The 22,988-nt window shown below is 54.5% G+C and carries 19 protein-coding genes; 6 read left to right on the top strand and 13 right to left on the bottom strand.

Features of this window, described 5'->3' with window-relative positions; translation table 11 throughout:
• The first annotated feature begins 101 nt into the window (after positions 1-101).
• Positions 102-1,820 (top strand): proline--tRNA ligase, encoded by a 1,719-nt coding sequence (locus AS19_RS03810; RefSeq protein ID WP_035460828.1) that lies wholly within the window; start codon positions 102-104, stop codon positions 1,818-1,820.
• A gap of 135 nt (positions 1,821-1,955) precedes the next feature.
• On the opposite strand, the gene AS19_RS03805 is transcribed toward AS19_RS03810, so the two are convergent.
• Positions 1,956-3,002: a DUF4062 domain-containing protein gene (locus AS19_RS03805; protein ID WP_231483486.1), complete on the bottom strand. Its 1,047-nt coding sequence runs from the start codon at positions 3,000-3,002 to the stop codon at positions 1,956-1,958.
• A gap of 305 nt (positions 3,003-3,307) precedes the next feature.
• Here AS19_RS03805 and AS19_RS03800 point away from each other — a divergent pair, with 305 nt between their 5' ends.
• Positions 3,308-4,054: a ParA family protein gene (locus AS19_RS03800; RefSeq protein WP_011588021.1), complete on the top strand. Its 747-nt coding sequence runs from the start codon at positions 3,308-3,310 to the stop codon at positions 4,052-4,054.
• A gap of 101 nt (positions 4,055-4,155) precedes the next feature.
• Here AS19_RS03800 and chrA read toward each other — a convergent pair whose 3' ends face one another.
• Positions 4,156-5,298 carry a chromate efflux transporter gene (gene chrA / locus AS19_RS03795; protein WP_046961706.1) on the bottom strand — a complete coding sequence of 381 codons (1,143 nt, stop codon included), beginning with the start codon at positions 5,296-5,298 and terminating at the stop codon, positions 4,156-4,158.
• 100 nt (positions 5,299-5,398) lie between these two features.
• Between chrA and recQ the strand changes: the two genes are divergently transcribed.
• Both recQ and AS19_RS03785 read left to right on the top strand, forming a co-directional pair.
• Positions 5,399-7,540: a DNA helicase RecQ gene (gene recQ / locus AS19_RS03790; protein WP_011588019.1), complete on the top strand. Its 2,142-nt coding sequence runs from the start codon at positions 5,399-5,401 to the stop codon at positions 7,538-7,540.
• 459 nt (positions 7,541-7,999) lie between these two features.
• On the top strand, positions 8,000-9,379 hold the full coding sequence (locus AS19_RS03785; RefSeq protein ID WP_046961705.1) for a DEAD/DEAH box helicase: 1,380 nt from the start codon (positions 8,000-8,002) through the stop codon (positions 9,377-9,379).
• Positions 9,380-9,469: 90 nt separating this feature from the next.
• On the opposite strand, the gene AS19_RS03780 is transcribed toward AS19_RS03785, so the two are convergent.
• Both AS19_RS03780 and AS19_RS03775 read right to left on the bottom strand, forming a co-directional pair.
• Positions 9,470-10,144 (bottom strand): hypothetical protein, encoded by a 675-nt coding sequence (locus tag AS19_RS03780; RefSeq protein ID WP_011588017.1) that lies wholly within the window; start codon positions 10,142-10,144, stop codon positions 9,470-9,472.
• Positions 10,145-10,578: 434 nt separating this feature from the next.
• Positions 10,579-11,484, bottom strand: coding sequence for an aspartyl/asparaginyl beta-hydroxylase domain-containing protein (locus AS19_RS03775; RefSeq protein ID WP_011588016.1), 906 nt, complete (start codon positions 11,482-11,484; stop codon positions 10,579-10,581).
• Between the two features lie 264 nt (positions 11,485-11,748).
• Between AS19_RS03775 and AS19_RS03770 the strand changes: the two genes are divergently transcribed.
• Complete coding sequence (locus AS19_RS03770; protein WP_011588015.1) at positions 11,749-12,075, top strand: YecR-like lipofamily protein; 327 nt, start codon at positions 11,749-11,751, stop codon at positions 12,073-12,075.
• Positions 12,076-12,238: 163 nt separating this feature from the next.
• Here AS19_RS03770 and sat read toward each other — a convergent pair whose 3' ends face one another.
• The 6 genes from sat to AS19_RS03740 all read right to left on the bottom strand — a co-directional run bounded on the left by sat (position 12,239) and on the right by AS19_RS03740 (position 18,285).
• Entirely contained in the window at positions 12,239-13,444 is a 1,206-nt protein-coding gene (gene sat, locus AS19_RS03765) for a sulfate adenylyltransferase (RefSeq protein WP_011588014.1), read from the bottom strand.
• Between the two features lie 200 nt (positions 13,445-13,644).
• On the bottom strand, positions 13,645-14,703 hold the full coding sequence (locus AS19_RS03760; protein ID WP_011588013.1) for a succinylglutamate desuccinylase/aspartoacylase family protein: 1,059 nt from the start codon (positions 14,701-14,703) through the stop codon (positions 13,645-13,647).
• Positions 14,704-14,821: 118 nt separating this feature from the next.
• Complete coding sequence (gene rimK / locus AS19_RS03755; protein ID WP_011588012.1) at positions 14,822-15,730, bottom strand: 30S ribosomal protein S6--L-glutamate ligase; 909 nt, start codon at positions 15,728-15,730, stop codon at positions 14,822-14,824.
• Positions 15,727-16,185 carry an ATP-dependent zinc protease gene (locus AS19_RS03750; protein WP_011588011.1) on the bottom strand — a complete coding sequence of 153 codons (459 nt, stop codon included), beginning with the start codon at positions 16,183-16,185 and terminating at the stop codon, positions 15,727-15,729. The genes rimK and AS19_RS03750 overlap by 4 nt, the downstream gene beginning before the upstream one ends.
• Entirely contained in the window at positions 16,185-16,568 is a 384-nt protein-coding gene (gene gloA / locus AS19_RS03745) for a lactoylglutathione lyase (protein WP_011588010.1), read from the bottom strand. The genes AS19_RS03750 and gloA overlap by 1 nt, the downstream gene beginning before the upstream one ends.
• Before the next feature lie 493 nt (positions 16,569-17,061).
• Complete coding sequence (locus tag AS19_RS03740) at positions 17,062-18,285, bottom strand: argininosuccinate synthase (protein WP_011588009.1); 1,224 nt, start codon at positions 18,283-18,285, stop codon at positions 17,062-17,064.
• A gap of 228 nt (positions 18,286-18,513) precedes the next feature.
• Between AS19_RS03740 and rnt the strand changes: the two genes are divergently transcribed.
• A complete protein-coding gene (gene rnt, locus AS19_RS03735; protein WP_041704896.1) occupies positions 18,514-19,182 on the top strand; it encodes a ribonuclease T in 669 nt (222 codons plus the stop codon).
• Between the two features lie 133 nt (positions 19,183-19,315).
• On the opposite strand, the gene AS19_RS03730 is transcribed toward rnt, so the two are convergent.
• From AS19_RS03730 to AS19_RS03720, 3 genes are all read right to left on the bottom strand, one after another.
• Positions 19,316-19,918: a peroxiredoxin gene (locus tag AS19_RS03730; protein WP_007148668.1), complete on the bottom strand. Its 603-nt coding sequence runs from the start codon at positions 19,916-19,918 to the stop codon at positions 19,316-19,318.
• 336 nt (positions 19,919-20,254) lie between these two features.
• Positions 20,255-20,587, bottom strand: a complete 333-nt coding sequence (gene grxD / locus AS19_RS03725) for a Grx4 family monothiol glutaredoxin (RefSeq protein WP_011588007.1) — start codon at positions 20,585-20,587, stop codon at positions 20,255-20,257.
• Positions 20,588-20,752: 165 nt separating this feature from the next.
• Positions 20,753-22,936 carry a TonB-dependent receptor domain-containing protein gene (locus AS19_RS03720; RefSeq protein ID WP_011588006.1) on the bottom strand — a complete coding sequence of 728 codons (2,184 nt, stop codon included), beginning with the start codon at positions 22,934-22,936 and terminating at the stop codon, positions 20,753-20,755.
• Positions 22,937-22,988: the final 52 nt, after the last annotated feature.

Here is a 22,988-nt window from a genome sequence, read left to right as displayed (position 1 = left end):
ACAAATAAACACAGTGCAGGAAAACGCGGATGACTGGTTAGCCGTGCCCTTTGCCCATAGAATGGAGGGCTTATCGAATCAATTGGCCGAAGACTCCTTTTATGCGCACCTCCCAGTATTTGCTTGCTACCGTTAAAGAAACTCCTGCAGACGCCGTTGTAACCAGCCACCAGCTAATGCTGCGTGCCGGCATGGTCCGCAAACTGGCTTCCGGTCTTTATACTTGGCTGCCATCCGGGTTACGGGTATTACGCAAAGTGGAGCAGGTGATCCGGGAAGAAATGGACCGGGCCGGCGCTCAGGAAGTGCTGATGCCAGTGGTTCAACCCATGGAGCTGTGGGAAGAGTCCGGCCGCGCTCCGGCCTATGGCCCTGAACTGCTGCGTATTACCGATCGGCACAACAATCCCTTCTGCCTGGGCCCCACCCATGAAGAAGTGATCACCGACATGGTGCGCAATGAGCTGCACAGCTACAAACAGCTCCCCGCCAATTTCTACCAGATTCAAACCAAATTCCGTGACGAAATTCGCCCGCGTTTCGGCATCATGCGCTCTCGCGAATTCATCATGAAGGACGCCTACTCCTTCCACACTAATATGGACTCCCTGGCAGACACCTACCAGATCATGCACCGCGCCTACTGCGCCATCTTTGATCGCCTGGGCCTAGATTACCGCCCGGTAGAAGCCGATACCGGTGCCATCGGCGGGGCCGCCAGCCATGAATTCCATGTGCTGGCCGAGTCGGGTGAGGATGATATCGCCTTTTCCGATGGTTCCGATTACGCGGCCAATGTAGAACTGGCGGAGGCGTTGGCACCCACCAGCGAACGCCCGGCCCCAGGCGCGGCCATAGAAAAGGTAGACACCCCCAACGCTAAAACCATTGAAGAGCTGGTGACTCAATTCAACCTGCCCATTGAAAAAACCATCAAGACATTGGTTGTTAAAGGGGCAGAAGAAGGCCAGCTGGTAGCATTACTGGTGCGTGGCGATCACGAACTGAACGATATTAAAGCCGAGAAACTGGATGCCGTCGCCACACCGCTGGAATTTGCCAGCGAAGAGGAGATTCGCAAAGCAGTAGGTGCAGGCCCCGGTTCCCTCGGCCCCGTAGACCTACCATTTACGGTTATCGCTGATCGCAGCGTGGCAGTGATGAGCGACTTCGGCGCCGGCGCCAACGAAGACGGCAAACACTACTTCAATATCAACTGGGAGCGCGACGTGGCGCTGCCGCAAATTGCTGACCTCCGCAATGTGGTGGACGGCGACCCAAGCCCAGATGGTAGCGGCACGCTGACCATCAAACGCGGTATTGAGGTTGGCCATATTTTCCAGCTGGGCACCAAATACTCCGAAGCCTTGGGTGCCACCGTACTGGATGAGAATGGTAAATCGGTGGTCATGCCTATGGGCTGCTACGGCATTGGCGTCACCCGCGTAGTCGCCGCTGCCATTGAACAGAACAACGACGACCGGGGCATCATCTGGCCAGAAGCCATTGCACCGTTCCAGGTGGCCCTAGTGCCGGTGAACATCAAAAAGAGCCCCCGTGAGAGAGAGCTAGCGGAAAAGCTCTACGCAGAACTCACCGCCATGGGTATTGAAGTATTGTTCGATGATCGGGAAAAAGAACGCTTGGGCGTGAAACTGGCCGACACCGAACTGCTGGGCATCCCCCATCGCATCGTGATCGCTGAACGTGGCATGGACAACGGCGTGCTTGAGTACAAGGGCCGCCGAGATGCGGACAAGACCGAGGTGGCCATGGACGAGATTGTGGCGTTCCTGAAAGAGAAGATGGGAATGAATTGATCATTAAGAATAGGTAGCTGTCGTAAGACAGTAAGTCATTCCTCGAAATGCAAGAGGCCGCGCCCATAGAATGGGCGCGGCCTCTTTACTTTTGAGAATCACCAACGGCCCATTCGCGCCGTTATCAATTATCAGCTAGACCTTAACGCTCCGCTTTACCGCCATCACTTGGCTCATGGTATTGTCGCCGTGGGCCGTCAATTGCCAGAGCGGTAGGCCTCGGCTATCTTTTTCCGCGGAGCGGTTAATCAGCCCCAGTGCTCGCAGATGAATTTTCACCTGATTAAAAGCATGCGTTGCCAGCACCACGTTGCGTACCGCATGAGCTCGCGGAAAATCTGCCTGCACATCCCCCAATGCTTTACGGCCAATAAAACCTTCCAGGGCCTTCTGCAACACCGACTCAGCCACCGGGTTCAGCATTAGTGGCGCCACACAAGAAAACGCCTGGTCCCAGCTAATTTTAGTAGTCACCGTGGCCAGCTTACAGTCACCGCCCTCATAAACATTACAAGAATAATCCAGTGCCACCCGGTCCCCACCTCGGGCTAGAGTCCTCAATGGTGGGCGTGCTTGGTTAAAGGCCTCTTCCCGCTCTTTTTCGAGCATTTCAATACGCGCCTTCAGCGCTTCACTCGAGGCGCCGAGGCCCTCACCAACCTGATCGGCACGTACCCACCCCACCGCTTGGTGATCCCGAATAAAGTTAGGGATAACCTTACCAGCAAGCGCATTCAAGCCCGCTTCGGTACTCCACCGATAACAGACCACTTTTTCTTCTAGCAGGCGAACAAAATCGTCTCGTCGCACCTGCCCTTCACGGGTGGGCTCGCGTTGTGCTTCCGACAGCTCAGAAGGATTATCATGAATAAACGCGATGATAGGTTTGCGTTTAGTCGCGGCGAAAATGTACTCGCGATGTATCTCACTCAAGCCCATAGGAGAGAGCGTTCCGTAACGACCTCCCACAATCAGAATGAAATAATCACTGCTATCAATCAGCGTCTGGATGACCGGCAACAGCGTATTACATTCTGCAGCAGCACTGTCCAATCCGGTGGGAATCAGGCCACTAGCCAACATGGGCGGCATCAACGCCTGGCGCGCTCCCCGCATATCGGGAAACGTGGCGCTGATAAAGGCTTGATAGCATTTGTTGGCTGTCGCGCTCACCCTGATCATGACCTCATTCTTTGTAATTCCGGCCCATTGGGTTCGGTCGGCGGATGGTTATTAAAACGCCTGACTGCCCCGATCACAAGCCAGCCTGGTAGCCTGAAAGCCCAGCATACACCCGACATGGACATTTAACTGGTTCATGCTAGCCTGAGCCCAGTCTATAACGCGGCCAAGGCCGCTATAATGGCTGATTGCACCGGCGGCAAAGGAAGCCCACGCAGGCTTTGAAAAGCCCTTCCCCTTGCCCTATGGGGCTTTTCAACAACTTGCCCGCAATACACTTTCAAAGTTTACAGGAAAGGAACGCCATGCAAACCATTGCCTTTTACAACCTGAAAGGGGGTGTAGGTAAGACCTCAACAGCAGTGAACATTGCCTGGCATGCTGCTCGCTGGAAACACCGCACTCTGCTTTGGGACCTAGACCCACAAGGTGCCGCCAGCTTCTACTTGGGCGTAGATGATGGCGATGGCTACAAAGCAGGCAACTTGATCAAAGGCAAACAACCGATCGGCCGACTAAAACGGGAAACCCGCTGGAGCAACCTGGATGCTATCCCTGCCGATCTTTCCATGCGTAATGCGGACATCAAGCTAATCGAAAATGGCGGCGCCAAAAACCGCCTGAAACAATTGATTGCTCCGCTGGGGGAAAGCTACGAGCTGGTTATTCTGGATTGCCCTCCCACCTTAAGCCCGATGGCCGAAAGCATCTTCGCTGCGGTTGATTATCTGTTTGTCCCAGTGATTCCCACTCACCTGTCAGTGCGTGCTTTCCAGCAGGTTCTCGACTGGCTGGACAGCAAAAACTACAAGAACCTAACCGTAGTGCCGTTTTTCAACATGGTGGATCGCCACCGGGATCTACACGTGGAAATGCTGGTGAAGCGCCCCAAGGCAATGAAAGGCGGGCTAAAAACCTGGATTCCCTATTCCACTCACGTGGAGCAGATGGGCGACCACAGAGCCCCAGTAGGCGAGTTTGCCCCCTACACCCCAAGCGCCCAAGCTTTTCGCGCCATGTGGTTCGAGATTGTCGGAAAATTGAAATTATAGTTTCTCTAGGCGGGGGGGCTTTTCGTGAGAGGCGAACCTCTCCTTACTTGGTAGCCCCGAGGACAAGTCCCAAGGGCACCAATGTGGCGCCAGAAAAAAGCTTAGTTCAGCATGGTCTGTGCCAGCACGCCCAGCATCGTCATGCACAGCACCATCCCCCATAGCGGCACCTTGCCGCTGTACAGCAACAATAAACCAGTCAACACCGCCAACAGATCCCAAACATCATGCACCGCGGAAACAAACACAGGCTGATAAAGCGCCGCCAACAGCAACCCAACCACTGCCGCATTGATGCCCGCCACCGCCCCGGCTAGTGCAGGACGAGAAGACAACCACTGCCAAGCGTCCATCAACCCCAACACCAGTAAGAAACCGGGCAAAAAAATGGCCAGGGTGGCAATCAATGCGCCCCACCACGGGCTAGCCGGCAATAACACAGCCCCTAAGTAGGAGGCCAATGAGAACATCGGCCCGGGCACCGCTTGCGCGGCGGCGTAGCCGGTGAGGAAGGCATCCGGGCTCAGCCGTGAGCCCACCAATTCCTGCAGCAAGGGGAGAACCACATGGCCGCCGCCGAAAACCAAGGCGCCGGCGGTGAAGAAATCATTCCACAGCGCCAGCAACGGTCCGTCAGTTAACAGCGCCGCCACCACTAATAGCCCAAACAGCACCAAAGGACGCCGCCGTAGCACGGGCTTGCCCACAGCTGGGCCGGCTAGCACTGGGCGCAACCAACGCCACCCCACAATCGCCGCTAACAGCAACGCGATCACTTGCCCGTAGAGGGTAGGCCAACCGATTAACAGTAACGCCACCACCATTGCCAAACACCGGGTCAATTTATGGGTACAGAAGCGCCGCCCCATATTCCATACCGCATCAGCAACCACGACCACCGCCAGCCACTTAAGCCCGCTGATCACTCCCCCCTGCAGCCAGAGCGGCAATGCGTTGGCATAAAGGGCCAGCAACCCCATCAAGAGAAAAGACGGGAGAGTAAAGCCTATAAACGCCACAAAAGCGCCAGCCACCCCACCCCGTAACCGACCGATAGCAAAGCCCAACTGGCTGGATGCCGGCCCCGGTAGAAACTGGGTAAGCGCCAACAAGCGCGCAAAATCCTCGTCATTCAGCCATTGCAGTTGCACCACGAAACGCTGATGGAAATAGCCCACGTGCGCCGCCGGCCCGCCAAAGCTGATCAAACCCAACAACAAAAACTGCCGAAAAATATCGGTCATTAACTGCACTCACACCTATTATCAGTTGTACCCAAAACGCTACCACACCGTAGTGTCAGACGGATGTCATCGTTTCCGCCCTGCAGGTATACTCCCGACCATGCAATCCAATGCCCACTCCGTGCTCGAACATGTCTTCGGCTATCATCAATTCCGTGGTGAACAACAGACCGTTATCGATACCCTGATACAAGGTGACGACGCCTTAGTGCTCATGCCCACCGGGGGCGGTAAATCTCTTTGCTACCAGATTCCCGCACTGGTGCGCACAGGTACCGGTGTAGTGATCAGCCCATTGATTGCACTGATGCAAGACCAAGTGGACGCCCTTAAAGCGTTAGGGGTGAGAGCGGCCTTTCTTAACTCCACCCTGGCGCACGATCAGGCCCGGGCGCTGGAAAGCGCCCTGCTGCAGGGTGAGCTGGACATGCTCTACATCGCCCCCGAACGGCTCATACAACCGCGCACCCTGGCGCTGCTGAAACAGGCTGAGATTGCCCTGTTCGCCATTGATGAAGCCCACTGCGTTTCCCAATGGGGCCATGACTTCCGCAACGACTATCTGCAGCTATCCTTGCTGCACCGGGAATTTCCGGATGTGCCGCGCATTGCGCTAACCGCCACCGCGGACCAGCGCACCCGCACGGAAATCGCCGAGCGACTCGACCTAACTCAGGCACGGCATTTTGTCTCCAGCTTTGATCGCCCCAATATCCAGTACCGCATCGAACGCAAGGACGGCGCCCGCAACCAACTACTGCGCCTGCTGCGCGCAGAACACGCCGGCGAAGCCGGCATCGTCTACTGCCTGTCACGTAACAAGGTGGACCGGGTGGCTGAATGGTTATGCCAGCAAGGCATCAATGCCCTGCCCTACCACGCCGGGCTGTCTGGTCCCATGCGGGAAAAACATCAGCAGCGGTTTTTACGCGAAGACGGCATCGTCATGGTGGCAACGATTGCTTTTGGCATGGGTATCGACAAGCCCGATGTACGCTTTGTGGCACACCTGGATTTACCTAAAAGCATCGAGTCCTACTATCAAGAAACTGGCCGTGCCGGCCGCGACGGTAATCCGGCCACCGCCTGGATGGCCTATGGACTGGAAGATGCCATCAAATTAAAACAGATGCTCGCCCAGGGCAGCGGCAACGAGCAACACAAGCGCAATGAAAACCAGCGTTTGGAAAGCATGCTAGGGCTATGTGAAATCACCCACTGCCGCCGTCAGGCCCTGCTACATTATTTTGGCGAAACCCTGGAAAAACCCTGCGGCAACTGCGACACCTGCCTGCACCCACCGGAAACCTTCGACGCCACCGAGGCAGCTCAAAAAGCCCTAAGCTGTGTGTATCGCACCGGACAACGCTTTGGCGTCAACCATTTAATCGACGTCCTTACCGGCAACCGCTCGGACAAAGTCGCCAGCGCCGGCCACGACCATGTGTCCACCTGGAACATCGGTAACGAATTCAGCGCTACCCAGTGGCGCAGCATTTACCGTCAACTGGTAGCCCGTGGGCTTCTCACCGTGGACATGAATGGTTACGGGGCTCTCCAGCTCACCGATGCTTGCCGCCCTTATTTGCGCGGCGAGCAGCCCCTGCTCCTGCGCAAGGAAATCGCCAAAGCGAAGAAAGCGGGCCTGCGCAAAAGCCAATCCAACGTGGCAGAGGCCGACCGCACACTCTGGGAAGCGCTGCGCGCCTGTCGCAAACGGTTGGCAGAAGAAGAAGGCGTGCCACCCTACGTAGTGTTCCACGACGCCACCCTGATGGACATGCTCGCCATTCGGCCACGTAACCATCGGGAATTTTCCGCCGTAAGCGGGGTGGGCGATCGCAAACTGGACCGTTACAGTGACGACTTTTTAGCTGTCCTGAATGGCCACGCAGAGGGTAATGACAACGACGAGGCAGACGCTGCCGGCCCCGACAGCAACGACATTCTTACTCTGGCCCTGGCCAACATGGATCCACCCGCTATCGCCCGACAACAGAACGTGAACGAACAGACCATCTACCGAGCATTGAGCAAACTAATCGTGAGCGGTAAGTTGTCACTGGAACAAGCGTTGGGCCTTAGCCACGTAGAAATCGGTATTATTCAAGATGCCTTGCTTAGCCAAGCTAACTTGGCCGAAGACACGTTCAGCTACCGCCAGATCAAAGAACAACTAGCCGATGACTGGCCCACAGGCGTTCTTCATTGTGTACGTCAAGCCATTTTGGCGCAGTGCTAAACCTCCCTGCGCAGAAACACCGTCTTTTCCTCAGTGATCTCTGAATCCTGGCAGCTAACCATCTGCCCTAAACTGGTTATTTCACTCTTTTTCCGTGCCTCTCTTAAACGAACGCGGAAACTACAGTGTCAGGAAGTTTGATCAACGATGTACTAAGCCAATCTCGTAGCGGCTGTAGACCACCGGCAGGCCATACTCAACTTCGGCACGGTAATGATGACGCCGATGTAAGCAAAAAATTATACCGATACAACAAAATCCACTACTGGATTAGGCTAACGCAAGTACAAAAAACAAACAGCGGGAGGAGGAAAAAAAGGAACAGGAAGAATCTATACAGGGGAACATGCCAACCTCTTAACGGCCTAAACCGGTCATCGGCTTTACCAAGCATTACTCGTGTTCACCGCCCGGATCAGTTAGGCTTGCCGCCCTTTTCCAGCTGATCCTCCCAACTTCATGCATTTTTCAGATCTCGGGCTGTGTGATGCCCTGCAAGCGGCCGTCGCTGAACGTGGCTACGACACCCCTTCTCCTATTCAGGCTCAGGCCATTCCCGCCGTACTCTCTGGCCGTGATGTGATGGCCGCAGCCCAGACCGGTACCGGCAAAACCGCCGGCTTTACGTTGCCGCTTCTGGAGCGCCTGCGCACGGGCTCACCCGCCCGCAATAACCAAGTCCGGGCTCTGGTGCTCACGCCGACCCGCGAATTGGCCGCCCAAGTAGCAGAGAGTGTGGCCACCTACGGCAAGAACCTGCCCCTAACGTCCACCGTGGTATTCGGTGGAGTGAAGATCAATCCACAAATGCAACGCTTGCGTGGCGGTTGCGATGTGCTGGTGGCAACTCCGGGGCGCCTGCTGGACCTATACCAGCAGAACGCGGTGAAGTTTGATCACTTGGAAGTGCTTATTCTGGATGAAGCCGACCGTATGTTGGATATGGGCTTTATCCACGACATCCGCAAAATTCTTGCGAAACTGCCGCCCAAGCGGCAGAACCTGATGTTCTCTGCCACCTTCTCGCCGGAAATTCGCGCGCTGGCCAAAGGCCTGGTCAACGACCCGGTGGAAGTGGATATTAGCCCACGCAATACCACTACCGAACTGGTGACACAGTGGATTGCCCCGGTGGACAAAAAGCGCAAACCCGCTTTGCTTACCCATTTGATTCAAGAAAACGGTTGGTTCCAAGTGTTGGTATTCAGCCGCACCAAACATGGGGCCAATAAACTGGCCAAGCAATTGGAAGCCAACGGTATCGAAGCGGCGGCCATCCACGGCAACAAAAGCCAGAATGCTCGCACCCGGGCACTGGCTGATTTCAAGAATGGTAAAGTCCGCGCCCTGGTCGCCACGGATATCGCCGCCCGTGGCTTGGATATCGAGCAGCTGCCTCAGGTCGTCAATGTGGACCTGCCCAATGTTCCCGAAGATTACGTGCACCGCATCGGCCGTACTGGCCGGGCCGGCGCCACTGGCCAAGCCATCTCTCTGGTCAGTGCCGACGAATTCCAGCAGCTCAAAGACATTGAACGCCTGACCCAACAGCAGCTGGAACGCAAAATTGTAGCGGGCTTTGAGCCTAGCGAACCCTTACCTACCGGCCGCGCGCCCCTTCCCCCCAAGAGCAAGCGCCCCAAGAAGCCTAAACCTGCCTCCGCAGGCAGGAACCGCAACGGCCAGCCCTCGGGTAACGGCCAGCGCGCCCAACAGGGCAGCAAGGGAAACCAGAGTGGTAATGGCGGCAATAGTAGCCATGGCGCCAAACCTGCCGGAAATGGACAACGCCGCCGTCGTCCCCCAGGCAACCACCCCGCCAATGGCAACAAAGCCTAAATGCCGTGGCGAGACGCATAACGCCCGGCAACTGATGGCGAACAAAAAACGGGGCCTACAGGCCCCGTTTTTTGTACTCACGCCAAAACCTTAACGCTGGCGCAACAGGCTCTGATACTGCTCCATATAGGCCTTTAGATCGGCATCACTCAGGTCTTTCAAAACCTTGTTGTTCACCGCATGCATCGCTTTGCGGCTACCGTCCACCCCTACATTCAAGGCTTTCTGGGACACAAACCCCACCTTCACTTCCTTGGTATTGGCGACAAAAACCTCATCAATCACTTTGTCCGACACATCATTCATTGCACGGATTACCAGCGACACCTCTTCGGTTCCTTTACCCGCTGCACACAATTCAGTGGCCTTATGGAAGCGCTCGGCAAAATCGTCATCCACCGCAAACGCCATATACGCCTGGTTATCGTTATCGTCACCGGCCGGCCAGTACATCTCCTTTACATTGGCCAATACCCGCGAAAACTCTTTGCTCGTGATTTTTTTGAAAATCTGGCGAGTCAGCATGCTGGACGCCTTACTCCCCGTTGAAACGGCAAAATCGATCACTTTTTTCTGGCCGCCAGAAAGCTCGGTCCTGTTGGCCGGTTCCAAAAGAAGCAGGCTAATAACACGATCGGTCAGGTGGTCCACCATCTCAATAAACTTTTCTGCGCTATCTTTACGGTCGTTTTCAACCGCATGAATAAAATCTTCTGTGCTGTTCACCAGCGCCGGGTTTGCTGGAATCGCCACCACGTTTTTCATTGTTAGATCCTTGCTTTACAGGTCTGTGTGCCCAGGCCACCTAATGGGCGGCCGATCAAGTTGGCCATAATAACGGTGCCATGGGCGCAGGGGAAACGCCGATCAGGCCGGAATAACAAAGGCTATACGTATATGGGGCTAACGGGCGTCATGTGTAGCCGACTCTCGAGCTGCCGATCCACACCCGTTTGCCTGCTCCAACGCCGTGCCACACCAGTGATGCCGGCCCCAGCAGCCTGCGCAATGCTTCTGTTTGCTGGCATCACAAGCCATGCGCGGTACTCAAATACCCTCCGGCCCCAGATGCTGCGGGGTTCACATCATAAATAAAGACACACGTTTGTTGGCAAGCCGAGAAGGAGAAAGAGGCTTGCAGTCGGAGGGTATGCTGCAGCTAAATCAGACCCTCACCGGGTGCAGGCAGCGCCCCCTCCTTACACCAACCGGTAACCGATACTGCCCAGCACCGCCAGCACCACTATCCATTTGGCTGTCACATAGAACGGCTTGTTCTTTCTTTTTACGGACTTAAGGAACGCTTTGTAAGCCAACACCCCCTTGCCCAATTTGTTGCCAATACCCGTATGGCTGCTATCCACGTTATCGATCATGAACAAACGATTAAAGAACCAGCCAAAAAACCAATAGCTCTTCTGCACCCATTTAATTTTCATGGGCCGGTCCACGTCTGTCATCAAAATAATACGAGGCGTCTCGGTACGGTTCCAAGCGGAATGAATATAGGTTTCATCAAAGATAATACTGTCGCCATCACGCCAGATATAATCCTCTTCATCCACCGTCAATCCGCAGCCTTCATCGTTGGGTGTACTCAACCCAATGGAGTATCGCAAGGTGTAGGCAAAAGGATCATGGTGCCGATTGAGCTTCTTGCCCGGCATCAACACCGCGAACAAGGCGATATTCAGCGTCGGGATTTGCTCCAGCAGCGCCATGGTTTTAGGCGCTAAATTGTAGGCGGAGGGAAGCTTATTGTCGTACACCTTCAAGTAGAAGCTGGTCCAACGGTTATCCTTATAGAAGCTGCTAGCGGGCAGGTCATCCTTTGCCGTAATTAAACCACCTTGGTACAGCGCCACCGCCTCATCACGGATGGTTTCCCAGTTATCTTCAATCAGTTGCAGCTCCGGCAGATACGACAAATCGATACGCGGTGTGGTTGGCACTTTGGACAGCAAATAGGCGGGGATATTGAACGGCACCATAAAGGTGGAAAAATCCGACAACTGGCGCTTCAAGCCAAACGGCTCGCGATTACGCATCCGGATAAAAAGAATACAGCCGGCATAAATTAGCAGGCAGGCCAGAATCACTGTCATCAGCTTTTCCCTGGGTTCTGGGCAGACCTACTGCCCGAAAAATCGACGGACGGGATCTTAAAAACCACCCCGTAAAATCAGCATAATACCTGCCAATCAGCGCCATTGCTCTGTCAAACGGCTCCACTGGTCTGTTGCCTCTTTTGCGGGAATACAGACACTACCGTTATCACCATTTTGCTTTCTTTACAGATTGCCGCTTGAGTCCGTCAAGCCAGCCCGTAAACTTGCCGGTTAATGCTCACAAACTGACTGGAGCGCTTTATGCTCACTCGATTGATTGCCGTTCTTGCCTTTGCTTCGCTGACCGCCTGCGTAACCCCCGCCTCGCCGATTCGCGTCGCCGATGGCAACCAAGCCGAAGGCTCCGTGACCCTGGCCACCGACTACAGCCTGATGCAAAACCCACAGATAGATTGGCAACAGGGCCTGCAGAAAGCCAGCACCCAATGCCAAGGCTGGGGTTATAACGGTGCGATTCCCAGCGGCAAACCGAAGCGGACCTGCAACAATGAAACCCAGGATGGAAATTGCATCGGCTGGACCGTCAATGCCACCTTCCAATGCACGGGACCGAACCAGCCACAATAACACGGCTAAAAACGCGACGATGGCCAGCCGCTCTCCTTAGTTGCTTATAGTTGCTTATTTTTTCCTGTCCAACGTCGACCATCCATAAACAAAAAAAAGCCTCTTTCCAGAGGCTTTTTCCTTTTACTCAATGTCGATCAAGCGCAACGGCTCTTGGGGCCGATTACTTTCCGGCATCCAGCGCCTGATAATAATCCATCAGAATCTGTGCCACTTCCGGGCGCGAAAATTCCGGCGGCGGCGCAATGCCTTGGCCCAACATCTCACGCACCTTGGTACCTGACAGGAGTACAAAATCGTCTTTGGTGTGATCAGGCACATCGCGCATCATCACCACGCGATCGAGTTTTTTCGAATAGGCGGTGTGGTCGGCTTCGAAGATTTTAATTTCCAGTGCACCCGCTGGCACTTTCTCCTGGAAGATGGTTTGTGCGTCGAAGGCACCGTAATAATCACCCACTCCGGCATGATCACGACCAACGATCAAATGACTGCAACCACAGTTCTGGCGGAATACCGCGTGTAGTACCGCTTCACGGGGGCCAGCGTATAGCATGTCAAAGCCGTAGCCGGTAATCATCACGGTATTGGGCGGAAAATAGACGTCTACCATCTTGCGAATGGAGGCATCGCGCACGTCAGCCGGAATATCGCCGGCTTTCAGCTTGCCCAGCAGCATGTGAATCAGGATGCCATCGGCGTTCAGCGCTTCTTGGGCCATGCGGCACAGTTCTTCGTGGGCACGGTGCATCGGATTACGGGTCTGGAAAGCAACCACATTATTCCAGCCGCGTTCAACAAATTCATTACGGATGGACACCGCGGTGCGGAAGGTGTCAGGGAAGTCGTCAGCAAAGTAGGAGTAATTCAACACCTGGATGTCGCCGGAAACAATAAAGTTACCCGCAGCAAGGAAGTTGGCCACGCCCGGATGTTGCTTGTCTGTGGTGGAAAAAACCTTCTCCGCAACGGCTTCCAACTCAGCGTCAGTTGCTTCCTCAATGGCCGCCACGTCCATCACCGCAATTACCGGCTCACCCTCCACATTGGGATCGCGCAAAGCAATACGTTTGGCCCCGGCAATAGCGCTAACATCCTTCAACATATTGAGGATCGGCACAGGCCAGAACAGGCCATCGGCGGTCGTCAGGTTATCAGCCACCGACAACATATCGGCCTTATTCATATAACCCGTGAGCGGGGTAAAATAACCAGCCGCCATCATCACCGCATTGGCGGCGGCCGAGGAACTGATCACCACCGAAGGCAGAGTCTCCGCTTCACGCTGCAAGGCAACGCGGGCGTCTTCATCGGCGACGTAAAGGGGGGTTAATTCATCCGCACCATGCGGCTTGACCAAAGCGACCATCTAGTTACTCCAAATACTCAATCAACGAGGCATCCATATAGCGGCGCAGTATAACAAAAGACGAGTGTCAGGTCGGCCCAACAATGAGGCATAAGACAAACGCAAACCGGCATAAGGAGCCTTGTAAAGCGTTAAGCCGTTACCACGAACAGCGAGCCCCATTCTTTCCTGACTCAATTCAACGCGCCATGCTCTATGCTCTATACAATCGGCAGCTGCCCGGATTGCGTCGGCCCGTCTTCGATATCCGAGGTAAAGACTTCCAGTGACTCCGCCACTTCACTGACTTCCTCGAAACGAGCAATGTGATACAAGGCTTCGCCTTCATTCACCAGCGGCAAGTTATTGCGACCCACCAGAATGCCCGATGCGGGAGAAATAATATCCACGTCGTCGCCACCAAACGGGCTGGAAATGCGACCGATCAAATCGCCGCTTTTAATCCACGCACCCAGCGCCACCAGTGACAAGAACACACCGTCGCGTTCCGCACGGACCCAGCTTGAAGAACGAGCAATATAAGGCTCACGCGGGGCTTTGGTACGGCGGCTACCGGTCATTCCTAGGTGATGCATGACATTGAGCACGCCTTTGACGCCGGCACGAATACAGGATTCATCAAAGCGCAACGCTTCGCCAGCTTCATAGGTAATCACCGGAATGCCTTGAGCTTCTGCCACTTCGCGCAAGGTGCCTTCGCCCAGTACCGAGTTAATCACCACCGGCACGCCAAAGGCGTTAGCCATGGCACCGGTATCTTCGTTGGACAGATTAGCCCGAATTTGTGGCAGGTTATCGCGATGAATAGCGCCGGTATGCAAGTCCACCGCATAGCTAACCCGGTCCAGCACTTGAGTCTTGAACTGCCACGCCATTCGCGCGCCCAAGCTGCCGGTTTCAGAACCGGGAAAACAGCGATTCAAGTCCCGGCGATCCGGCAGGTAACGGGATTTATGGATAAAGCCGAACACATTCACCACCGGCACCGCCAGCACGGTACCGCTAAGGTTCTTTAATGCGGAGTGGCGCAACAGGCGGCGAATGATTTCCACGCCGTTCAGTTCGTCTCCATGGATAGCCGCGCTGACCATAAATACCGGTCCCGGCTTACGCCCATGAATCACATGGATCGGTACGTTTAACGGTGTTTGGGTATAAAGCTGCGCTAACGGCAATTCCACTTTCGCCCGAGTGCCGGGCTGAACCGTAATGCCGTTGATCTCGAAGGGGGTATTTTTAGGCTCTCTACTATTTTTCATTTTTTATTCAATACCTTAGAGAAAAACCGTTGTGCTAAAGATCTCCCTGCAGGAGCCCTTAAGAGGCCAATGGCGCCTACCCATTTCGTCCCTCAAGGGGCTCCTACGGTGACCTCCGTCAGCCTTTGGATCCTTTTGTCTGGGTTCTATAAGGCCGCGCATCCTTTTCGATAAATTTGATCAGCAAACCGGCCACATCCTTATTGGTGGCTGTTTCGATGCCTTCGAGGCCCGGCGAGGAATTCACTTCCATAACCACAGGGCCATGGTGTGAACGCAGGATATCCACACCGGCCACGTTGAGGCCCATGATGCGCGCAGCACGCACCGCAGTGGCGCGCTCTTCCGGGGTAATACGGATCAGGCTAGCACTGCCACCGCGGTGCAGGTTGGAGCGAAATTCACCCGGGGCGGCCTGGCGCTTCATGGCCGCAATCACCTTGCCGCCCACCACAAAACAGCGGATATCCGCACCGCCGGCCTCCTTGATGTACTCCTGCACCATCACCGAGACGTTCAAACCCATAAAGGCTTCGATCACCGACTCTGCCGCCTTGCGTGTTTCCGCCAGCACCACACCGATTCCCTGGGTGCCTTCCAACATTTTGATCACCAGCGGCGCACCGCGAACCATGTTGATCAGATCAGGAATGTCATCCGGAGAATGAGCAAAACCGGTAATCGGCAGGCCAACCCCTTTACGGGACAATAGCTGCAAGGAGCGAAGTTTGTCCCGGGAACGGGAGATCGCCACCGATTCATTCACCGGAAACACGCCCATCATTTCAAACTGGCGCACCACCGCCGTGCCGTACTGGGTAATCGAGGCGCCAATACGGGGGATCACCGCATCAAAGCCTTCCAGCACTTCACCTTTGTAGTGAATCTCCGGCTTGTGGGCCACCATGCTCATATAGCAACGCAGAGTGTCAATTACGTGCATTTCATGGCCCGCTGCTTCGCCGGCTTCGACCAGGCGACGCGTAGAGTACAAACGCTTGTTTCGGGAAAGAATCGCAATTTTCATGGTTGCTCTTTTGTGCCGCCCAGTAGGAATGAGGCTGTCGGGTCCACAGTTATCAAATCCATGGCGGTTCGTCCCAGCAGCATGCGGAATTTCATATTTTCACGGTCAGTGAGGGTGATTTCTATGGGCCATTGGCGCCCACCTAACGCGATCTCTGTGCGAATCACGGGCCGCTCTTCCTTGTGCCCACCGGAGTCAGTGACCACTCGGCGATCCAGCACAGGGGCTTCACATTCACGAATGGTGTTCTGATCTTGAATCGGATGAATACAAAAACGTACCCATTCGTTACCGCCGCGCTCAAAGGTTTCTACCTCATAGGCATGCAACGCCGAGGTACGAGCACCGGTATCCACCTTCATCTTGATGGCATCAATACCCAGCTCCGGCAAAGTAGCCCACTCGCGCCACCCTACCGTCACCTTGCTAAGTGCCTGCGAATCATTCGATACCATCAATCGCGTCCCAGCAATTCGACTTTGTAGCCATCCGGGTCTTGGGCAAAGGCCAGTACCGTAGTGCCGTGTTTCATGGGCCCCGGCTCACGGGTAATACGGCCACCTTTTTCCCGAATACGCTCACAAGCAGCGTACACGTCGTCCACGGCAAGAGCCACATGACCATAACCGTCGCCCAGATCATAGGCGCTCTGATCCCAGTTGTAGGTCAACTCCAGCACCGCACCCTCAGATTCTGGCTGGAAGCCCACAAAAACATTGGTAAAGCGGCCTTCCGGATACTCTTTACGACGCAATTCGGTCATTCCCAGCACCTGAGTATAGAAAGCAACGGACGCCTCAAGGTCGCCCACACGCAACATGGTATGCAGGATTCGCATGCAAGAATGGCTCCCAACGATATTAGAACGCTACAAGGCTTGTACAGGCCCTGCCCTATCAGGGCGGAGTGTGGTGTCAGTTTGGTGAATTAACAAGAAAAAAACCGTAAAGCTAACGCGTAAGGTCCCACGCCCGCCAAGGCCAGAGAACTATCTGAGCCTAGCATTCGGCAACATGATCCAAAGCAGCAACACAGAATCCTGGTAATCTACATCTGCTTTTCGGCCTACGGTCGTCATGTATACGTTGCAGGTGAGTATTCACATTCACCCAGACCAAACGAGCAGGCAGAAACGTGCTGTCAGCTGCGCTCACAGCGATGCCGTGTAGGGCAAATGCAAATAGTTACCGTCTACCGAGGCAAAGATCCTACGATCGAAATGCGATTTGCAGATGTCCATGTGACCTATGGGGCTGAAAAACAGCCAAAAAAAACCGCCGCGAACCCAGGGTTCGCGGCGGTTTCCGTGCACATGCAACGTGCCGCGTTTCTTAGCTAAGCTTACGGCCGGTTTTAGCCGCAATACGTAAGCGCAGAGCATTTAGCTTAATAAAGCCTTCCGCGTCCTTCTGATCATAAGCACCGGCATCGTCTTCAAAAGTAGCAATGGAGGCGTCGAACAAGCTGTCATTGTCGGAACGACGACCCACCACAGTCACGCTGCCTTTATAGAGCTTCAGGCGTACTTCACCGTTCACGTGTTCCTGGGTGGCATCAATCAGCTTCTGCAGAGCCAGACGTTCCGGGCTCCACCAGTAACCGTTGTACAGCAGCTCCGCGTACTTGGGCATTACCGAATCTTTCAAGTGTGCAGATTCACGATCCAGTGTCAGAGACTCGATGGCACGGTGAGCCGGCAACATAATAGTGCCACCGGGTGTTTCGTAGCAGCCACGGGACTTCATGCCCACATAGCGGTTTTCCACGATATCCAGGCGGCCAATGCCGTTATCTCCACCCAGCTTGTTCAGCTTGGTCAGCACATCGGCCGGGCTCAGGGTTTCACCATCGATAGAAACGATATCGCCTTTTTCGAAGCCCAGAGTAATGTAAGTCGCCTGATCCGGCGCTGCTTCCGGGCTAACGCTCCAACGCCACATGTCTTCTTCCGCTTCCCACCACGGGTCTTCAAGGTTGCCGCCTTCATAGGAGATGTGCAGCAGGTTGGCATCCATGGAGTACGGGGATTTTTTCTTCTTGTTGGAGAAATCCACCGGAATATTGCGCTCTTCACAATACGCCATCAGCTTTTCGCGGGAGTTCAAGTCCCACTCGCGCCAGGGAGCAATTACCTGGATGCCGGGGGCTAAGGCGTAGGCGCCCAGCTCGAAACGCACCTGGTCGTTACCTTTGCCGGTGGCGCCATGAGAAATAGCATCGGCGCCCGTTTCTTCGGCGATTTCCACCAGGCGCTTAGCGATCAATGGGCGCGCAATAGACGTACCCAGCAGATATTCACCTTCGTAGATGGCATTGGCGCGGAACATAGGGAAGACATAATCACGGACGAACTCTTCGCGCAGGTCTTCAATGTAGATCTCTTTCACGCCCATGGCTTCTGCCTTGGCCCGGGCTGGCTCCACTTCCTCACCCTGACCGATATCCGCGGTGAACGTCACCACTTCACAGTCATAGGTATCTTGCAGCCATTTGACGATAACCGAGGTATCCAGGCCACCGGAATAAGCCAGTACCACCTTGTTGATCTTGGACATTGAAAAGACTCCGCAAATGGGTCGCCGGCAGCGCATGAGCCAGCGCCCGATGAATCGTGAGGCATATAGAGGGGGCGTATTGTACCCGCCTGCCCCCTTGCCCGTCACCTCCATGACGGCCGCGCGTGCGGTTTCGTCTGTTGCCTGCGTAGCTATTCCGGTAGCATAAGCCCCCCTCGCCGTTACGCTTAGCGTTCCTGCGGGGTCTTTATGTTTGATGGAGTGATCATGAGCGATCAGCATCCTAGCCTGGCGCTACGTTTCCGCGGCTTTTTACCCGTTGTAATCGACGTGGAAACAGGGGGATTTAATTCCCAAACCGACGCGCTGCTGGAAATCGCCGCCGTTTTGATTGAAATGGACGCCCAGGGCAACCTGCGCCCGTCCACTCGTATCCAATTTCATGTGGACCCGTTCCCCGGAGCCAATCTGGAACAAGCTGCACTGGACTTTACCGGTATCGACCCAAACAACCCGTTGCGCGGTGCGGTACCGGAAGAAACCGCCCTCAAGGGTGTATTCGACCCTGTGCGTAAGGCGATAAAGCAACACGCCTGCAGCCGTGCGGTATTGGTGGGACATAACAGTTTCTTCGATCAGGGCTTCCTGAACGCCGCCACCGACCGTACCGACATTAAGCGTAACCCGTTCCACCCGTTCTCCAGCTTCGATACCGCCACTCTGGCCGGCCTAGTCTACGGGCAGACGGTGCTGGCGAAAGCCTGTGAAGCTGCCGGTATCCGCTTCAGCCAGCGCGAGGCCCACTCCGCACTGTATGACGCTACTCGCACTGCAGAACTATTCTGCTCAATGGTCAATCGCTTTAAGACTTTGGGCGGCTGGCCGCCTCCACCCGCAAAAACCATCCCGCCAACTCTGGCGAGAGAACTGGATTGAGTTGAACAGCTGACGATACGCCGCGTTTTTGATCTAGATTTTAACGCCAGTCATCCAGCTTCAAGCATCCAGAAAACAGCATAAAAAAAGGGGCGCTATTTCTAGCGCCCCCTTTTCTTTGTGCGGCTTATTATTACAGTTTGTCGGCATTACCAGACAGGTACTCGGCCACGCCGTCCGGGGTGTCCTTCATACCGGAATCGCCTTTCTGCCAGCCCGCCGGGCACACTTCACCGTGCTCTTCGTGGAACTGCAGGGCATCAACCAGACGAATCAGCTCGTCCATGTTACGACCCAGTGGCAGATCGTTAACGATCTGGCTGCGCACGACACCGTTTTGATCGATCAGGAACACACCACGGAAAGCCATACCGCCTTCGGACTCAACGTCATAGGACTGGGCAATACCGTGGTTCATGTCTGCGGCCAGGGTGTATTTCACTGGGCCGATGCCGCCATCGTTAACCGGCGTGTTGCGCCATGCGTTGTGAGTAAAATGACTATCGATGGAAACGCCAATCACTTCCACGTTGCGTTCTTTGAACGCGTCCATGCGATGATCCAGAGCAATTAGCTCGGACGGGCACACGAAGGTGAAGTCCAGCGGGTAGAAGAACACCAGGCCATACTTGCCTTTAATGGCTTCAGACAGGGTGAACTCATCAACGATGCTGCCATCGCCCAATACAGCAGGAACAGTAAAATCCGGTGCAGGTTTACCTACCAGAACGCCCATTGTTTCTCTCCATTGTTTCCATTTATACGATATAGCCAGAGCAGTGCCATCTCTCTGGCCGCTTGCAATCAGTGCAGCAGATCATACAACGCCCATGGCAATACTGCATTGGGCTAGTGCCGCATTGGACAATCATGGGGATTGTGTCCCGGCTTTCAACAGGCAAAAGGCGTTCTTTAGCAGGAATCTGCATCGTTTGCGCAAAACGCCGTCAATTCAGGGCTAGGGCACGTATTAATCAACTGCAGCAGATCAACAAGAATGCCACAAAAAAAGACGCTATAGACAAAAAAACCCGGCGCTAAGGCCGGGTTTTACGTAATACTAACGCCCTATTCAAGCGTCGTCATCCGATTCCACGGCAACGCCGTCAACCATCTCTTTAAGCTGACCGGAGCGGTACATATCCATAATGATGTCGCAGCCGCCAACCAATTCGCCGCCCACCCACAACTGCGGGTAAGTCGGCCAGTTAGCATATTCTTTCAGATTCTGACGAATTTCTGGGGCTTCCAGAATATTCACATAGGCAAACGGCTTGCCAACGGCGGTCATCGCTTCCACCACCTGTGCGGAAAACCCACACTGGGGAAACTGGGGGGACCCTTTCATGTAGAGGATCACCGGGTTCTTTTCGATCTGGTCTTTGATGACCTGGATAACATCCATACTGACTACCTGGCGGTTGTGGGGTGTATTGGCTGTGGTTGGCCACTATTCTACCACTGATGGCCCTGCCCATCCCAGATGGGGTCACAGAGGCGCAGCTTCAAGAGGCACGAAACAGAAAAGGGGGCTTAAAGCCCCCTTTTCTTCTTACCACAAAGAGCAACCTCAGAAATGCACTTTCATGCCCACGTAGCCAGTACGCGGCTTGTTGGGGCGAGCACCGGCAGGGTCACGAGAAACGATTTCTTGATCGTCAAACACGTTATCCACTTTGACATACACTTCCATATCACTGTTCACCTGATAAGTCGCCACGATATCGGCAATCACGTAATCGCTGGTGCGTTTGAACGTGGTGACTTCTCCCGGGCGGTCACAGCTATTATCGATACACATGCCATCGGTGTGACTGACTGACATCAGCGCAGACCAAGCCGCCGGCTTCTCCAAACCAAACGTCAGGCTAGCCAAATGCTCAGGCAGGTAAGGCAACACATCGCCCTCCAGCACCGACAGGTCATCCGCATCCTTGGTGATTTCACCGTCGGTGTAGGTATAAGCCAGCCGTACCGGCGCTCGCAGGCCAGTATCACCTTCCCAAATCACACTGCTCAAGCCCACTTCCAGACCCCGTACTTCCGACTCACCAAAGCTCTGGGTGCCAAAGTCATTGCCATTGGGGCATGGATTAGCAATAGAACAGTTCTGAATGGTATTTTCATAATCGCTGTAGAACGCAATCACATCCGCACTGAAGTTTTCCTGCCAGTAGCGGAAACCGGTTTCGTAGTTAACGCTTTTTTCCGCATCAGTGCCTTTCTGGGAAGACGCACCTGCCGGCGCAAAGCCCTGGTGAACGCCCGCTAACAACGACCAATTGTCATTGAGCAGCCAAGTAGCCCCCAGCCCCGCCATCAGTTCTTCGTTACGATTTTCAGTGCGTGAGCTCACCGTGTTACGTGCCGGATCGCCCCAACGCTTGCTCTTGCTTTCCACGTTCTCGTAGCGCAATGAGCCGGTGACAATAAAATCACCAACATAAGCGTGATCTATAATCCAGGCAGACACAGCATCCGCATTTTCCAGACGGTTATCCCCCCCCGTGGGCAAGGTGGACGACTGGTACACCAAGCTGCCATTGACCTGATCAAACGTGTCCGTGGGCTGATAACGATCCACTTCATCCTGATGGTAACGAGCCCCGACAATCAGATCATTGTCCACAGAACCGGTCTGGAAACGGTGATTCAATTCAGTCTGCACACCTTCAGAGATGTACTCCCGATTATTGTTCTTGAATACCAAATCCGTGGCATCAGCAGCACCACTCAACACGGCCTGCTTAGTACCACCATTAGCGTTAGCATCCGCCACAAAGCCACCAATGCTCTGGCCACCAATACTGGCCAATTTGTACCAGTTACGGTTGAACTCGTTACGATACACCACGGAGTTCAACTGGGTGTTCTCGTCAAACACTAAGGTATGGCGCAAAGATACCGCGTCTCGATCATTATCCATCTGATCGATATCGCTCATACCGTAGCGACGGTTGGCATCATTCTCGAAATCCCGGTCGGTCAGGCCCAGGTAGGTTTCATCAGAAACCTCACTGGAATGCTCCAGCTTCAACTCAAATGCCTGTTGAATATCCGCGGTTTCCGGGGCCTGCCAGCGCAGCTTGGCGACATAATCACGCTTATCAAAACCACTATCGCGGTTGGAACGGTCGATATCCTTGAAGCCTTGAGCTCGTTGTTGATGGGTTTCCAGCATGAAACCAAACTGACCTTCGGTGGCCCCATAATAGGCATGGGCACGCTGCGATCCATCTTCACCACCCTCCACATTCACCATGCCAGACGCACGGGCAGGAATCGGGGTGGACAGGAAGTTAATGGACCCGCCCACGGTGAAGGGCCCATAACGCAAGGTATCCGGCCCTTTCAACACCTCAACACCGTAGAAACGACCGGCACTAGGGAAATAATAAGCGGCCGGAGCAGCATAGGGGGCCGGCGCAATCAGCACACCATCTTCCATCAAAGAGATTTTACTGGAGCGATCTCGGCCGGAACCACGGATACCGATATTTGGGCGCAGGCCGTATCCATCTTCTTCCTGGAAATACACGCCGGGCACGTCGCGCAGCATGCGGTGCACATCGGTGTTTTCCTTTTCTTCCAAATCTTCGTTAGAAAGCACGTGGGCAGAGCCACTGATGCTAAAAGTGCTCTGACGATCCCCAATAATCTGTACCGGTTTCAGCTCATTGGCTTGATCAGCAAAAGCTGGAGCGGCCATAGCGGAGGCGATGGCACAGCAAAGCAAGCGGCGCTGCAAATACATGACTTTTCCCTTCCCGACGCAAATGTAAATAATGTAAGCGCGCAGAAGATAT

Origin of the sequence: Alcanivorax sp. NBRC 101098, assembly GCF_001010505.1 — a bacterium.
GTDB lineage: Bacteria > Pseudomonadota > Gammaproteobacteria > Pseudomonadales > Alcanivoracaceae > Alcanivorax > Alcanivorax borkumensis.
The sequence above is the reverse complement of the archived record's forward strand: the minus strand, read 5'-3'. Positions and strand labels throughout refer to the sequence as shown.

Coding starts and splice junctions, on each gene's coding strand:
- AS19_RS03770 (WP_011588015.1), top strand. CDS start 11,749: ATGCTCACTCGATTGATTGCCGTTCTTGCCTTTGCTTCGCTGACCGCC.
- gloA (WP_011588010.1), bottom strand. CDS start 16,568: ATGCGAATCCTGCATACCATGTTGCGTGTGGGCGACCTTGAGGCGTCC.
- sat (WP_011588014.1), bottom strand. CDS start 13,444: ATGGTCGCTTTGGTCAAGCCGCATGGTGCGGATGAATTAACCCCCCTT.
- AS19_RS03760 (WP_011588013.1), bottom strand. CDS start 14,703: ATGAAAAATAGTAGAGAGCCTAAAAATACCCCCTTCGAGATCAACGGC.
- AS19_RS03805 (WP_231483486.1), bottom strand. CDS start 3,002: ATGATCAGGGTGAGCGCGACAGCCAACAAATGCTATCAAGCCTTTATC.
- recQ (WP_011588019.1), top strand. CDS start 5,399: ATGCAATCCAATGCCCACTCCGTGCTCGAACATGTCTTCGGCTATCAT.
- AS19_RS03785 (WP_046961705.1), top strand. CDS start 8,000: ATGCATTTTTCAGATCTCGGGCTGTGTGATGCCCTGCAAGCGGCCGTC.
- AS19_RS03750 (WP_011588011.1), bottom strand. CDS start 16,185: ATGGTATCGAATGATTCGCAGGCACTTAGCAAGGTGACGGTAGGGTGG.
- chrA (WP_046961706.1), bottom strand. CDS start 5,298: ATGACCGATATTTTTCGGCAGTTTTTGTTGTTGGGTTTGATCAGCTTT.
- AS19_RS03780 (WP_011588017.1), bottom strand. CDS start 10,144: ATGAAAAACGTGGTGGCGATTCCAGCAAACCCGGCGCTGGTGAACAGC.
- AS19_RS03720 (WP_011588006.1), bottom strand. CDS start 22,936: ATGTATTTGCAGCGCCGCTTGCTTTGCTGTGCCATCGCCTCCGCTATG.
- AS19_RS03775 (WP_011588016.1), bottom strand. CDS start 11,484: ATGACAGTGATTCTGGCCTGCCTGCTAATTTATGCCGGCTGTATTCTT.
- AS19_RS03740 (WP_011588009.1), bottom strand. CDS start 18,285: ATGTCCAAGATCAACAAGGTGGTACTGGCTTATTCCGGTGGCCTGGAT.
- AS19_RS03800 (WP_011588021.1), top strand. CDS start 3,308: ATGCAAACCATTGCCTTTTACAACCTGAAAGGGGGTGTAGGTAAGACC.
- grxD (WP_011588007.1), bottom strand. CDS start 20,587: ATGGATGTTATCCAGGTCATCAAAGACCAGATCGAAAAGAACCCGGTG.
- rimK (WP_011588012.1), bottom strand. CDS start 15,730: ATGAAAATTGCGATTCTTTCCCGAAACAAGCGTTTGTACTCTACGCGT.
- rnt (WP_041704896.1), top strand. CDS start 18,514: ATGAGCGATCAGCATCCTAGCCTGGCGCTACGTTTCCGCGGCTTTTTA.
- AS19_RS03730 (WP_007148668.1), bottom strand. CDS start 19,918: ATGGGCGTTCTGGTAGGTAAACCTGCACCGGATTTTACTGTTCCTGCT.
- AS19_RS03810 (WP_035460828.1), top strand. CDS start 102: ATGCGCACCTCCCAGTATTTGCTTGCTACCGTTAAAGAAACTCCTGCA.